Source organism: Salinispora pacifica DSM 45544 (assembly GCF_000378845.1).
Lineage (GTDB): Bacteria > Actinomycetota > Actinomycetes > Mycobacteriales > Micromonosporaceae > Micromonospora > Micromonospora pacifica.
On record NZ_KB905359.1, the window covers coordinates 4,185,701 to 4,199,237 of the forward strand.

Below are 13,537 nucleotides of genomic sequence, written 5' to 3' on the forward strand. Positions count from 1 at the left end.
CAGCTCATCCTGCCACGGATCGACCCGGGCCCGGGGGCGCTGGGCGGAGGTGCAAGAGATCGGCATTGACAACTGCGTGGCGGGCACGTACAACTCGGAGAGAGCGCTCTCTCGACCCGTCCCCAGAGAGGCACGTTCATGTACACCCCACCCGGGGCGCCTGCCGCCCTGCCCGCGAGACGCCGGAAGCGACTGGCGTTGGCGCTGTTCACTGCCCTCACCACCACCGCCCTGGCCGGTGTCGCGGTCACCGCGAGCGCCGCCGTGCCCACGCCCGCCCCCGGCTGGAGTCTGGTCTGGAGCGACGACTTCGACGGCGCGGCCGGCACCCTGCCCTCCTCGGCCGAATGGATCATCGATCTCGGCACCAGCTACCCCGGCGGCCCGCCCAACTGGGGCACCGGCGAGATCCAGACGTATACCGACAGCACCGCCAACCTCAGTCACGATGGTGCGGGCAACCTACGAATCACCCCCCTGCGCGACTCAGCCGGCGGGTGGACCTCGGCGCGGATCGAGACCATACGGACCGACTTCAAGCCGCCGGCCGGCGGTGTCCTCGCGATCGAGGGCCGGCTCCAGGTGCCGAATGTGACCGGGGCTCCGGCGGCTGGCTACTGGCCGGCGTTCTGGGCACTCGGGTCGCCGTACCGGGGTAACTTCCAGAACTGGCCGAGCGTCGGCGAGTTTGACGTGATGGAGAACGTGAACGGGATCAACTCGGTGTGGGGTGTGCTGCACTGCGGCTATGCGCCGGGCGGGCCGTGCGACGAGTTCAACGGCATCGGTGCCGCCCGAACCTGCCCGGGAGCCACCTGTCAGTCGGCGTTCCACACCTACCGGTTCGAGTGGGACGCCTCGGTCAGCCCGCAGGAACTGCGCTGGTACGTCGACGGCGAGCAATACCACACGGTGACCCAGACCCGGGTCGGTGAGCCGGCCTGGTCGCAGATGACCAGTCACGACGGCTACTTCCTGCTGCTCAACGTGGCGATGGGTGGCGCCTTCCCGAACGGTGTCGCCGGCGGGACCACCCCGACCGCCGCGACGGTGCCGGGTCGGCCGATGCTCGTCGACTACGTCGCGGTCTACAGCCGGGGCGCCGGCACCGCCCCGCCCACCACCGCCCCGCCCACCACCCCACCGCCGGGTGGGGCGCGGGACGCGTACGCGACGATCGAGGCCGAGTCGTTCGACGGTCAGTACGGCGTTCAGGTGGAGGGCGCCACCGAAGGCGGGGAGAACATCGGCTACCTGCGCAACGGTGACTGGGCCCGGTACGACAACGTCGAGTTCGGCGCCACCGGACCCCGGGACTTCGTCGCTCGGGTGGCCTCCGGCGCCGGTGGTGGCGTGAGCGGGTTGGTCGAGGTGCGCCTGGACAGCCCGACCAGCCCACCGATCGGCAGCTTCGCGATCGGCAACACCGGCGGCTGGCAGAGCTGGCGTTCGGTGCCCGGCAACGTCGCCGGCCCCACCGGTCGCCACACGGTCTACCTGACCTTCACCAGCGGCCAGCCGAACGACTTCGTCAACGTCAACTGGTTCACCTTCCGCCGCTAGCGGTGCGAGCGGCCCTGGTCGGCTCCCCGCCGGCGCCAACCAGGGCCGCCCGCCGGCTTCCCCTCGACAACCCGTCGAGCACCCCAGCGGCGACCGCTTCCCGGGCGGGCAACGAGTCGGCACGAGTGGGCTAAGCTCCTTCGATCGATCGACGTTACTGGGAGGTAGCATGTCGGAGCAGCGGGTCGCTATCGTGACCGGCGCGGCACGGGGCATCGGAGCGGCCACCGCCCGGCGGTTGGCCGCCGACGGGTTGGCCGTAGCGGTGGTGGACATCGACGAGTCCGCGACCGGGGCGACCGTCGCCGCCATCACCGAGGCGGGTGGACGGGCGCTCGGCGTCGGTGCGGACGTGTCGGACCGGGCCCAGGTGGAGGCGGCCGTCGAGCGGGTCGCCGCTGATCTCGGCGCGCCCACCGTCCTGGTCAACAACGCCGGAGTGCTGCGGGACAATCTGCTGTTCAAGATGTCCGACGCCGAGTGGGACACGGTGCTGGGCGTGCACCTGCGGGGTGCCTTCCTGTTCAGCCAGGCCACCCAGCAGTACATGGTCGAGCAGCAATGGGGCCGGATCGTCAACCTCTCCAGCATCTCCGCGCTCGGCAACCGGGGGCAGGCGAACTACGCCGCGGCCAAGGCCGGTCTGCAGGGCTTCACGAAGACCCTGGCGATCGAGTTGGGCCCGTTCGGGGTGACGGTCAACGCGGTCGCTCCGGGTTTCATCGTCACCGACATGACCGCGGCGACCGCCACCCGAATGAAGATCGACTTCGAGGCGCTGCAGAAACATGCTGCGGCGGAGATTCCGGTCCGCCGGGTGGGTCGCCCGGAGGACATCGCGCACACCATCTCGTTCCTGGCCAGTGCGGGCGCGTCGTTCGTCTCCGGGCAGGTCCTCTACGTCGCCGGCGGGCCGAAGGACTGATCCGGCGCGACCCGGGACGGCCTCGGCCGGCTGGCCGCAGCCCGGTCGAGGTCGTGGCGGGTACGCCAGAGCCAGAACAGCCCGAGCACCGGCAGCACCAGCGGGATGTAGCCGTACCCGCTGCCGAAGCCGGACCAGACCGTCTCGTCCGGGAACAACTCCGGCCGGGCCTGGCTGACCGCACCGACACCCACCACCCCGACCAACTCGACCGTGCAGCAGGCCAGTGCGATCAGGCGGCCGGTGCGGCCGGCCCGGCCCAGCCCCACCGCCGCCACGATGTAGACCGCGGCGGCGAAGGCGGAGAGGAGGTACGCCATCGGCGCCGCCTCGAACCGGGTGGCGATCTGGAGGCCGGCGCGGCTGGTGGCGGCGATGGCGAAGAGCAGGTAGACCGCGATCAGGAGGCGGCCGGGGCCGGAATTGGTCCGGGTCCGATCGGCGGCTCGTGGGCGCTCGGTGGGTCGCCGGTCAGCCACCGGGCACCGTCCAGGTCTGCTGGAGCCGGACCAGAACCACCGGGGTGACCAGGCAGATTGTGCAGACGATGGCCGACCCCCACCGGGTGGGCTCCATTCGGGCCAGCACCCAGGCCAGCGGGGGTAGGCAGACCAGGGTGGCCAGGTAGCCGAAGAAGGAACCCGGCTCATCCGGCCGCTGGCCGCCGCCGAGGGCGATCAGGGTGACGACGGTGAGCACGAGCAGCGCCGCTTCCAGCACGGCCAGGCCGGCGAACTGCGCCCGGTCCGGGGCGCGGTGCCGCAGCGTCGCCACGAGGGCCCAACCCGCGACGAGAAGGGAGAGCGCGATCGGGACGGCGGTGAGGAGCCCGTCGACTGGGAGGTCGCCGGCAGCGCTGGTGGTCGCGCTCGCTTCGGTCACCGGCACACTCTACTAATCCGGGTGGTACACCTGCCGGTGGCGTCCTCGCCCCGCCGGATAGCGTTGTCTGCGACACCGCGGTGGTCGCGGCGCCGATCGGTTGGAGGTTCGTGGTGCGGTTTGGGTTGTTCGGTACCGGGCACTGGGCGGGCGGGACGCATGGAGCGGGCCTGGCTGCCCATCCCCGTACCGAGTTGGTCGGTGTCTGGGGGCGGGATCCAGCCAAGGCCGCCGTGCTCGCCGAGCGGTACGGCGTGCCGGCGTTTGCCGACGCCGACGCGTTGATCGAGGCGTGCGAGGCCGTGGCGATCGCCCTGCCACCAGATGTGCAGGTCGAGCTGGCCACCCGGGCCGCCGCGGCGGGACGGCACCTGCTGCTCGACAAGCCGCTCGCGTTGACCCTCGCCGACGCCGACCGCCTGGTCGCCACGGCCCGGACGGCCAAGGTCGCCTCGCTGGTCTTCTTCACCCAGCGCTATCACCAGAACGTCACCACCTTCCTCGCCGCCACCGCCGCGGACGGCGGCTGGGAACACGCCGAGGCGACCCTCTTCACCTCGATCTTCCAGCCCGGCAGCCCGTACGTGGGCTCTACCTGGCGGCGTGAGCACGGCGGGCTCTGGGACATCGGTCCGCACGCGCTGTCCCTGATCCTGCCGGTCATGGGACGGGTCACCCGGGTCGCGGCGATGGACGGCCCCCGGGGCCTGGTGCACCTGCTGCTCACCCACGACAACGGCGCCACGAGCAGGCTGTCGCTCACCCTGGACGCCCCCAGTTCGGTGGCCCGCCGGGACATCGTCTTCTACGGCGAGAGCGGCGTCGAGACCGTGCCCGACGGCGACGATACCCTGGCCGGGGCGTTCGAGGCGGCGATCGACCAGCTGCTGGCGGAGATCGACTCGGGGACCCGAGACCACCGCCTCGACGTCCGGTTCGGTCGTGAGGTGGTGGCCATCCTGGCGGCGGCGGAGACGGCCCGCGCCGAGGCCCGCACCGTTGAGGTGCCCGCGTAGCCGCCCACCACGTCCTGACCGGCGTCGGTACGGCGAAAATCCGTACCGACGCCGGTACGGCGAAAATCTGTCGAACGGGGTGACCGGGGCGACTACAGTCCGGGTCATGTTCGCGTACCCCCTGACCAAGTGGGCCGCCGTGCCGGCGACCCGCGGGCCGTTGTTGGTGGCCCGCCCGCGCGTTCGGCGTCCGGCCCCGGCCGGCGCCCGCCGCGCCTGACCCAACCGCGCACCGCGCGCCAGCGCCGAGGGCCGTCCGAGTCCCGATTCATCCGGACAGGCCCCGATTCCGGCTGCCTGTCCAGCGTCGCCACCGGGCGACAGACAGGACGACGATCCATGGCGCCCCGCCGTACCCGAGCAACCGAACGCGACCGGTCCCGTCGCGTCCTCTCCCAGAACTTTCTCGTTGATCCGGCCGCGGTCAACCGGCTGACCCGGGCGACCCGGCCCGACCCGGACCGCCTCCTGCTGGAGGTGGGTGCTGGGCGTGGCCAGCTGACCCGGCTGCTCGCCGCCCACAGCCGTCGCCTCATCGCCTACGAGGTAGATCCGGTCGCCGCCGCCGAACTGGTCCGAAGCTGCGCGGATCTGCCCACTGTGACCTGTCGGCAGGCCGACTTCCTGACCGCCCCACCGCCGCGGGCGCCCTTCGACGTGGTCGGCAACATTCCGTGGTCGCTGACCTCCGCAGTGGTCCGCTGGTGCCTGGCCGCGCCGAGCCTGCGCACGGCCACCCTGCTCACCCAACTCGAGTACGCCCGCAAGCGCAGCGGTGACTACGGGCGGTGGACGCGGTTGACCGTGCGCAGTTGGCCGGAGTTCAGCTGGCGGCTGGCCGGGCGGGTGCCCCGGACGGCGTTCCGTCCGGTCCCGCGGGTGGACGCCGGCATCCTGCGGATCGAGCGCCGCCGGGAGCCGTTGCTGCCGGCGGCGGCGCTGCCCGCGTACCAGCGGATGGTGGAGTTGGGCTTCGACGGCGTCGGCGGCTCGCTCGCGGCGTCGCTGGCCCGCCACCACCCGCGGGCGCGGCTGGCGGCGGCGCTGCGCGCGACCCGACTCGATCCGGCGACCCCGGTCGGCCAGGTCTGGCCGGAGCAGTGGCTGGTGCTGTTCCGTCTGCTGTGGCGTTAGCGCAGCTTCAGCGCCTCCGACAGCTCGGCCGGTGAGTTGAAGCTCCCCTCCGGCAGCAGCCGCAGCGCCTGCAGCATCTCCGTGCTCAGCCCGTTCTCCTGGCCCCACCGGACCAGGTCCTTGCGGGAGACGGGGTAGGCGAGGGCGGCGAAATAGTCCTGCAACTGCGCGCCGGAGACGGTCATGGGGCCGGATACCCGCTCCGCGTGCCGGCACACCGGGTGGCCCACCCGGCCGGCTGGGTTTGCCCACCCGGTGGGCAGGGTAGCCGCTCGGCATGCTGGTGCGGCGGCTCGGCGCCCCGAGCGATTTTGACCCGTTGCTGGAGCGCGCCCGGGACGCCCGGATCGTGATGCTCGGGGAGGCGACCCACGGCAGCCATGACTACTACCGGCTGCGCGGGGAGCTGACCCGGCGGTTGATCGCCGAAGGGGGTTTCTCGTTCGTCGCGGTGGAGGGGGACTGGCCGGACTGCGACCGGGTACACCGCTCGGTCACGGCCGCCCCCGACGCCGCCGTTGAACCGCAGGCCGCCCTCGAACGGTTCGAACGGTGGCCCACCTGGATGTGGGCGAACGCGGAGGTGGCCCGCTTCTGCCGCTGGCTGCGGGAGTGGAACGGGCAGCGGCCCGGCCCGGAACGGGTCGGCTTCCACGGGTTGGACGTCTACAGCCTGTGGGAGTCGATGCAGGCCATCTTCGACTACCTGGGGGAGGAGGCGCCGGCGGCGCTGGACGCCGCGCAGGACGCCTACCGGTGCTTCGAGCCGTACGGACGGCGGATCGAGGAGTACGGCACAGCGAGCCGGTTCGTCTCCGCGCGCTGTGAGGACGAGGTGGTCTGCCTGCTGGCACGGATTCGGGAACACGCGGCGACCGACGGCGCGGACGCCTTCTCGACCTGGCAGAACGCGGAGGTCGTCTCCGGCGCGGAGCGGTACTACCGGGCCATGATCGGGGGTGGACCGGAGTCGTGGAACATCCGGGACCACCACATGGCAGACACGCTGGACCGGCTGTTGGAGCGCTACGGCCCGGGGGCACGTGGGGTGGTGTGGGCCCACAACACCCACGTCGGGGACGCGCGGGCAACCGACATGGTCGCGGACGGCATGGTGAGCCTGGGCCAGTTGGCCCGGGAGCGGCACGGCCGGGACGATGTCGTCCTGGTCGGGTTCGGTAGCCATCGGGGCACGGTGGTCGCCGCGCCGCACTGGGGCTCGCCGGCCGAGAAGATGAACGTTCCGCCGGCCCGGGAGGGGTCGGTGGAACGGCGGCTACACGAGCTGCTACCCGAACAGGCAGTGCTGATCTTCGATGGCGCCGACCAGCCCGGCTGGGTGACCGAGCCGCTGGACCACCGGGCGATCGGGGTGGTCTACAACCCCTCGTTCGAGTCCTGGGGCAATTATCAGCCGACCCGGCTGGGGGAGCGGTACGACGGGTTCGTCTGGTGTGACGAGGCGACCGCGCTGGACCCACTGCCCGCTCGGGGCACCCGCGGTGAGTTGGAGACGTATCCAGCCGGGGTGTAGCGGGCGTCGCCAAAGAGCGGCCCCGGTTCACGCACCACGGGAGGGACCCCTGCTCCGGCACGTCACGCGTACCGGGGCAAGGGTCCCTCGTCGACCTCAGGTGCGGGCGGGCTCCTGCTCCGCCAGGTGGCTACGCAGTCCCTCACCCTCCACGTCCACGTTGGGCAGGACCCGGTTCAGCCAGCGCGGCAGCCACCAGCCGGCGTCGCCGAGCAGGGACATGACCGCCGGCACGATCGTCATCCGGACCACGAACGCATCGATGGCGACGCCGACCGCCAGCGCGAAGCCCATCGACTTGATCACCGGGTCCTCCATGAAGATGAAGCCACCGAAGACGGAGATCATGATGAGCGCGGCCGCGGTGACCACCCGGGCACCGTGCCCCATCCCGTTGATGGTGGCCTGCCGGGCGGTGTCGCCGTGGACGAAGTCCTCCCGCATCCGGGAGACGAGGAAGACCTCGTAGTCCATCGCCAGTCCGAAGAGGATACCGATGAGCAGGATCGGCAGGAAGCTGATCAGCGGCCCCGGTGTGTCCAGACCGACCAGGTCGGCGAGGTGGCCCTGCTGGAAGACCGCGACGGTGAGTCCGAAGGTGGCCGCCACGGTGAGCAGGAAGCCCAGCGCGGCCTTCACCGGCACCAGCAGCGAGCGGAACACCAGCATCAACAGCACGATCGACAGCCCGACCACCAGGAGTAGATAGATCGGCAGGGCGTCGGTGAGCTTCTCCGAGACGTCGATGCCGATCGCGGTCACCCCGGTGAGTAGCACCTCGGCACCCTGGATGCCGCCGACCGAGCCGCGGATGTCGTCCACCACCTGCTCGGTCGCCGGGTCGGTGGGTCCGGTCTCCGGGATCACGCCGAGCAGGGCGGTCCGCCCGTCCGGACTCAGCTGCGGTGGCGTCACGGCCAGGACGTTGTTGGTGTCCTGGACCAGGGCCGCGACCTGGGGCACGGCTGTCGCTGTCGCCTCCGGGCTGTCCCCGGCCACCACGATCGCCAGCCGACCGGTGAAGCCCGGTCCGAAGCCCTCGCTGATCAGGTCGTTGGAGACCCGGGCCGGTGAGCCGACCGGCGCGGTCCCCTGGTCCGGGAGGGCCAGCCGCATGTCGGAGGTGGGCAGCGCGAGCACGCCCAGCCCGAGCAGGGCGACCAGGATCACCGGCACCCGGAACCGGATGACCAGCCGGGCCCAGCGGAAGCCGAATGTGGAGCGGTCCTCGGCCGACGCGATCGGCTCGGGTGTGTCCGTTCCGGGCTCGGTCGCGGTGGCCCGGTACTGGTGCCGTTGCTTGCGGCGGAGCACCCGGCGGCCGGCGAAGCCGAGCAGCGCCGGCTGCAGGGTGAGGGCGACCAGTACGGCGATGACGACCGTTCCGGCGGCGGCCAAACCCATGACGGTCAGGAACGGGATGTTCACCACCGCCAGACCGGAGAGCGCGATGACCACGGTGGCGCCGGCGAAGAGCACGGCCGAGCCGGCGGTGCCGACCGCCCGGCCGACCGCCTCGTCCGGCGGCAGCCCCTCGAGCAGGTTCTGCCGGTAGCGGGAGGTGATGAAGAGCGAGTAGTCGATGCCGACCGCGAGACCGAGCATCAGGGCGAGGATTGGCGCGGTGCTGGTCAACTCAACCGTGCCGCTGAGCGCGTAGAGACCGGCCATGCCGACGCCGACCCCGATCAGCGCGTTCAGCATGGTCATTCCCGCTGCTACCAGCGAGCCGAAGGTGATGACCAGGACGATCGCCGCGACGGCGACGCCGATCACCTCGGAGGAGCCGGCCTGCGGCTCGGCGTTGAGCACCTCACCGCCGGGGGCCACCTGCCAGCCCTGCGCCTTGGCCGCGGCGCCGACCTGCTCGTACGCCTCCCGCTCTTCGTCGGTGACCTTGTCCGCGCCCTCGGTGAACTGGACCTGGATCAGCCCGTACTGGCCGTCCGGGCTGATGGCCTGGGCTGTGAGTGGGTCCACCGCGGCGGTCACGCCGGGCAGCGTCGCGGCCTCCTGGGTGACTTCGGTGGCCACCGCCTGGCCCTGCGGGGTGCCGAGCAGGCCCGGCTGCGGGGCTTTGAGCGCGATTGTGCCGGTAGCGCCGCTGGCCGCCGAGAACTGTTCATCGAGCAGATCCCGCGCCTGCTGCGACTCGGTGCCGGGCATGCTGAAGTCGCTCGCCGTCGGGCCGCGCAGGTTCAGGGCCGCCAGGCCGAGACCGACGAGCACGACTAGCCAGATCGCGGCGACGAGGCGTCGTCTGCGCATCGCGCCGCGGCCGAGCCGATAGAGCAGGGTCGACATGGGTCGATGTCCTCCGTCGTTATTGGTTGGGTCAGTTGACCGGTTCGAGTGCCCGGCGGACCAGCGCGAGCAGCGCCGGACGTAGCTCCGCCTCGGGGAGATCGATGAATTCGCCGCACGTCTCGGCGATGCCCGCGAGGATCACCAGCGCCGCGACCCGGGCAGCCGGGCGGTCGGAATGTCCGGCGAAGGCATGGACGAGCCGATCTGGGATGTGTTGTAGGTGGCTGAAGGGGGGTTGCTGGAACAGGCCGGGGAACTCACCGCGGAGGAACGCGGTCTCGCGGCGGAACCGGACCGCCAGGTCGACGAAGCCCTCGGCCGCGATCCGTTGCGCCTCCGCCGGGCTACTCGCGCCGGCGATGCGCTCGTCGAGCTCCCGTAGCTGGTCGATCGGCCGGGCTACCAATTCGGCAAGAATCGCCTTCTTGTCGGCGAAGTGGTAGAGCACCGCCGCCTTCGAACAGCCCACGTCTGCCGCGATGTCCTGCAACGACGTGCCCCGGTAGCCGGATTGCGCAAACCGTCGCCCCGCCGCCGCGAGAATATCAGCGTGCCGCTCGGGCGCTGCCCGTGTCATGTCGGTCCCACCTCCTCGAACAGCATGCCTGACCGATCGGTCAGATGCCGACTGATGGGCGATCCAGTGGCGTTCGCCACACCCGGGCGAGCCTGGCCGGACACAGTGACCGCCGCGGTGAGGGCGCTTCGGGTAGTGCCGGCGACCGCCGTGGCGAGGCCGTTTGGGGGTAGTGCCGGTGACCGCCGCGGCGAGGGCGCTCCGGGCGCCGCCGGTTCCGGCCCACGGCTGGCTGACGTGTCCGTGTTGACGGCCAGTTGGGTTGACCGCCGTCCCGGCTGCCGGCAGTGTGATCAGATGGGCAAGGTCGAGGAGACCCGGGACGGGGTGGCACTGACCAACCTGAGTCAGCCGCTGTTCGACGGTGCGGGCGCGACAAAGCGCGACCTGGTGAACTACCTGGACGCGGTGCGCGACCGGATTCTGCCGCACCTGCGGGAACGGCCGCTGTCGGTCATGCGGGTGCGCCCCGGGCAGCCCCCGTTCATGCAGAAGAACCTGCCGAAGTACACCCCGGACTGGGTTCCTCGTACGGCGGTGTGGGCGGCAGCGTCGCACCGGGAGATCTCGTACGCCCTCTGCGGCGACCGACGGACGTTGCTCTGGCTCGCCAACCAGCGGGCGGTGGAGTTCCACCCCACCCTCGCCACAGTCGCCGCGCTGCAGTGCCCGACCCACCTCGTGCTCGACCTGGACCCGCCGGAAGGCGCCCCGTTCGAGGTGGCGGTGGCCGCGGCCCTCCTGGTCCGGCGGGCGCTCGCCGGAGCCGGGCTTGCCGGGGCGGTGAAGACCAGTGGTGCCAAGGGGGTGCACGTGTTCGTGCCGGTGGCGGCGGAGGCGACGGCGGAGGAGCTTGCCGCCGCCACCCGAGCGCTCGCGCTTCGGGCGGCACGCCTCGATCCGGACCTCGCGACGACCGCCTTCATCCGGGAGGACCGGAGTGGGAAGGTCTTCATCGACTCCACCCGAGTTGGTGGGGCGACGGTGGTGGCCGCCTACAGTCCGCGGCTGCGGCCCGGCGTGCCGGTGTCGTTTCCGGTGCCCTGGGACCTCCTGCCGTCGGTCACGCCCACCGATTTCACGATTCAGACCGTGCCCGCCCTGGTCGCCGCGGCGGACCCGTGGGCGGACGGAATGCCCACGGCACAGCGGCTCCCGGCCGACCTGATCGTCGAGGGGCGCACCATCCCGGTGGCTCGGGTGCAGGCGATGCAGGAGGGGAAGCGTCGGGCCCGTGCCCGGCGGGCCGCCGGCTGAATGGGTCATTGCTTCGCGGTCAGCCGGCGGCCAGATCGAGGACGTCGGCGAGTTCTGCTGGAGCAGACAACATCGGCCAGTGCCCCGGGTACAGGTCGAAACGGTGCCATGGCGGCTGGGTGGAGGGAGGCCAGGGCCGGTACTCCGGCGTGCAACAACTCCCGGAAGGCGTCGCTGTGCGAGCATGAAAACCTTGGTAACTTGTCACGGTGCCCCGCCCGACCGCGAGGTCAGGCGGGGCACTGTTGTGGCGGGGTGCTGGTGGGACACCCCCGGTGGCTGCGCCCTTGGCGGCCACCGGGTCCCGTTTCAACTCAGGCGCATTGTGTTGCCGACAACCCGCTCGGCAACGTTTCCAGGACCTCAACCTTGAAGTGAACCCCGGCCTTCACCGTGTAGGTCCCGGCTCCTTGGAAGTCCAACCTTCTGGTGGAGCTGTTCAGCGAGAATCCCGCAGGAAGCTTGGCGCCGGCATCTTTAGCCTGAGACAAGACGTCATACATATTGTACGGTTCGGGAAAGTAGAAAGGAAAGCCGGAAGCCGTAAATGCGCCCTCGAAACTGCCATTCAGCGCCAGCGAGCCACTGTAGGTGTTTTGCGTCAGCGACGACACGACGTACCGGGTCTCGTTTGCGGGCACCAGCACCTTCTGGGACGGCGCGGTGTGTGTCTCCCTGATCGACTCCGACTGCGTGTTCGAATTTTGGTACGACACCGTAACTGACTCTTCGAGGCCAAGGCCGACTAATTTTGAGAGGGCGAAGCTACCCGAAATCTTTGTGGTGGACGACACGCCAGTGGTGACGGTCGTCGACACCGTGTTCCAGTAGCCCTTGCTGAACGAGTGGCTCGTCAGAGTCTGATCCGAACTTGTGGAGTTCGTCAAACTCGCGCACCCCAGGTAGAACGGAGCACCTGACACGACCTTAGCCGTACCCACCGGAACCGCATCGGTCTCCGAGATTAACATCGGCGGGCCGATGAGATCAAGACCATTGAAGTAGACGTACTTAGAATGATCTTCGATCAGTGTGGTGATGTCGGTGATCGTCGCCGCCTGTGCGGGCGAGGCGGTCATCAATACCGCAGCCACGGTGCCGATCGACGTCGCCAGGAGCGCTCGTGTCCTCTTCAACCTCATGCCGTTTCCCTTTCAATCTGAGGCCAATAGATTACTGGCACTCGACCCTTCCATGGTGCGACCAGCTCGCTCAACCGCGTCCGCTCGCAGGCTTGGTTGATCCGATCCGGGAGTCGAGGTCGACGTCGATGAATACTACACACAATTACGCCCCAGGCTCTTCCTGGCGGTACCCGCAGCCTTCACCGTGCCATTAGAAACCAGCTCTGACCTCGGCCTATATGCACTGATTCCAGCTTGTCGGCTATTTGACAGATGCTTTTATGTAACGCATCCCTCATTATCGAATCGTTATCTGGTTTGTGTATTTGTGACACTGGTAAACGGAACTGTCATGCCACCGCGACAGAGGGTTAGGGCCTCGGCGCGGTCGAGACGGTGTCCACCGTGTAGCCGGGCTCGGACACGATCACGCCCTGGTCGAGTTGGGCAGGCCGCGCCGGTAGTCGGCGACGCCCCGTTCGGCGCGGGCATTGGTGGAGAAGAAGTCGGCGTAGGGTGCGCACGCGCCGCCTGGCTATGAGCCGGTCGATTGCTGCCATCGCTGGAGTGGGAGCGTTCAGTGCTCGTTCCAGCTCAGGCCCCAGTACACGAGGACCTTCCGCTGGTCGCCACCGTAGCGGGACGTGCCGCCGTCGCGTTGCCAGAAGGGGCAGTCCAGATGGATCGACACCACACGCTGCGCGGGGTAGCCGAACACGACGCTGCCCCGCAGAGACGGGAGGTGCATCAGGCAGGCCTCGTCGTCTTCGGACGAGACCGCCAGCCCGTTGAGGTAGTCGGTCAGCTCGGTGACGTCGCTGGTGTTGCGCCTGGTACTGCCGAGACTCCACGGTTCGGGCCCCAGCGTGGGGTAGCTGCACATCAGAACCTCGGTCGCCCCGGTTGGGACCATGACCTCCGGTGCGAACGGGGTGGCTAGATGAGGATGCTGTCGATGGTGCACGCGGCCCGACAGACGGCGGAGTGTGGTTACCGCTGGCTGGCGACCGCATGTCTCTTATCGACGCGACCGCGCGCCCGGCATCCCGATGCGAAGGTGACGCTGCGTAGGGAGGGGTGCCAGAAGAGTGCACCTGGCAGTGCTCTCGACCGGGTCGTCCGTGCCTCCGGGTCCTTGTGCTCCTCGTCGCACAAGGACCCGGAGGGTCGCCCACGATGGCTCGTACACAGCTGTACCTCGTTCGCCACGGCGAATAG

13 protein-coding genes and 1 pseudogene are annotated in these 13,537 nt (G+C 69.9%); 6 read left to right on the forward strand and 8 right to left on the reverse strand.

All coding sequences use genetic code 11. The annotated features are described in order from the left end of the window. Positions 1-138: 138 nt before the first annotated feature. Entirely contained in the window at positions 139-1,563 is a 1,425-nt protein-coding gene (locus SALPAC3_RS0119225; protein WP_018810075.1) for a carbohydrate-binding protein, read from the forward strand. A gap of 169 nt (positions 1,564-1,732) precedes the next feature. After that, entirely contained in the window at positions 1,733-2,488 is a 756-nt protein-coding gene (gene fabG, locus SALPAC3_RS0119230) for a 3-oxoacyl-ACP reductase FabG (RefSeq protein WP_018222810.1), read from the forward strand. Here the strand turns inward: fabG and SALPAC3_RS0119235 are convergent. Next, complete coding sequence (locus tag SALPAC3_RS0119235) at positions 2,461-2,967, reverse strand: hypothetical protein (protein WP_018222811.1); 507 nt, start codon at positions 2,965-2,967, stop codon at positions 2,461-2,463. The two genes, fabG and SALPAC3_RS0119235, sit on opposite strands and share 28 nt — an antisense overlap. Then, positions 2,960-3,376: a hypothetical protein gene (locus tag SALPAC3_RS0119240; protein WP_018222812.1), complete on the reverse strand. Its 417-nt coding sequence runs from the start codon at positions 3,374-3,376 to the stop codon at positions 2,960-2,962. The genes SALPAC3_RS0119235 and SALPAC3_RS0119240 overlap by 8 nt, the downstream gene beginning before the upstream one ends. Before the next feature lie 104 nt (positions 3,377-3,480). On the opposite strand from SALPAC3_RS0119240, the gene SALPAC3_RS0119245 reads away from it, so the two are divergent. Both SALPAC3_RS0119245 and erm read left to right on the forward strand, forming a co-directional pair. After that, entirely contained in the window at positions 3,481-4,386 is a 906-nt protein-coding gene (locus tag SALPAC3_RS0119245; protein WP_026185726.1) for a Gfo/Idh/MocA family protein, read from the forward strand. 339 nt (positions 4,387-4,725) lie between these two features. Then, entirely contained in the window at positions 4,726-5,520 is a 795-nt protein-coding gene (gene erm, locus SALPAC3_RS0119255) for an ErmE/ErmH/ErmO/ErmR family 23S rRNA (adenine(2058)-N(6))-methyltransferase (protein ID WP_018222815.1), read from the forward strand. Here erm and SALPAC3_RS0119260 read toward each other — a convergent pair. Beyond that, positions 5,517-5,705 (reverse strand): DUF2795 domain-containing protein, encoded by a 189-nt coding sequence (locus SALPAC3_RS0119260; protein ID WP_018222816.1) that lies wholly within the window; start codon positions 5,703-5,705, stop codon positions 5,517-5,519. The genes erm and SALPAC3_RS0119260 overlap by 4 nt on opposite strands. A gap of 92 nt (positions 5,706-5,797) precedes the next feature. Here SALPAC3_RS0119260 and SALPAC3_RS0119265 point away from each other — a divergent pair, with 92 nt between their 5' ends. Further along, on the forward strand, positions 5,798-7,054 hold the full coding sequence (locus SALPAC3_RS0119265; RefSeq protein WP_018222817.1) for an erythromycin esterase family protein: 1,257 nt from the start codon (positions 5,798-5,800) through the stop codon (positions 7,052-7,054). Positions 7,055-7,150: 96 nt separating this feature from the next. Here the strand turns inward: SALPAC3_RS0119265 and SALPAC3_RS0119270 are convergent, their stop codons facing one another. Further along, the gene (locus SALPAC3_RS0119270; RefSeq protein WP_018222818.1) at positions 7,151-9,358 is read right to left on the reverse strand and encodes an MMPL family transporter; all 2,208 of its coding nucleotides are present in this window, start codon (positions 9,356-9,358) and stop codon (positions 7,151-7,153) included. 31 nt (positions 9,359-9,389) lie between these two features. Then, positions 9,390-9,938, reverse strand: coding sequence for a TetR/AcrR family transcriptional regulator (locus SALPAC3_RS0119275; RefSeq protein WP_018222819.1), 549 nt, complete (start codon positions 9,936-9,938; stop codon positions 9,390-9,392). A gap of 297 nt (positions 9,939-10,235) precedes the next feature. Between SALPAC3_RS0119275 and SALPAC3_RS0119280 the strand changes: the two genes are divergently transcribed. After that, positions 10,236-11,195: a DNA polymerase domain-containing protein gene (locus SALPAC3_RS0119280; protein WP_026185727.1), complete on the forward strand. Its 960-nt coding sequence runs from the start codon at positions 10,236-10,238 to the stop codon at positions 11,193-11,195. A 19-nt stretch (positions 11,196-11,214) separates the two neighbouring features. On the opposite strand, the pseudogene SALPAC3_RS29435 reads toward SALPAC3_RS0119280, so the two are convergent. The 3 genes and pseudogenes from SALPAC3_RS29435 to SALPAC3_RS0119290 form a co-directional block, all read right to left on the reverse strand. Next, positions 11,215-11,362 (reverse strand): annotated as a pseudogene (locus SALPAC3_RS29435) (alpha/beta hydrolase); the annotation flags it as partial. Between the two features lie 147 nt (positions 11,363-11,509). After that, positions 11,510-12,337: an ETX/MTX2 family pore-forming toxin gene (locus SALPAC3_RS0119285; RefSeq protein ID WP_018222821.1), complete on the reverse strand. Its 828-nt coding sequence runs from the start codon at positions 12,335-12,337 to the stop codon at positions 11,510-11,512. Between the two features lie 559 nt (positions 12,338-12,896). Beyond that, positions 12,897-13,202, reverse strand: a complete 306-nt coding sequence (locus tag SALPAC3_RS0119290; RefSeq protein WP_232430525.1) for a protein-tyrosine phosphatase family protein — start codon at positions 13,200-13,202, stop codon at positions 12,897-12,899. Positions 13,203-13,537: the final 335 nt, after the last annotated feature.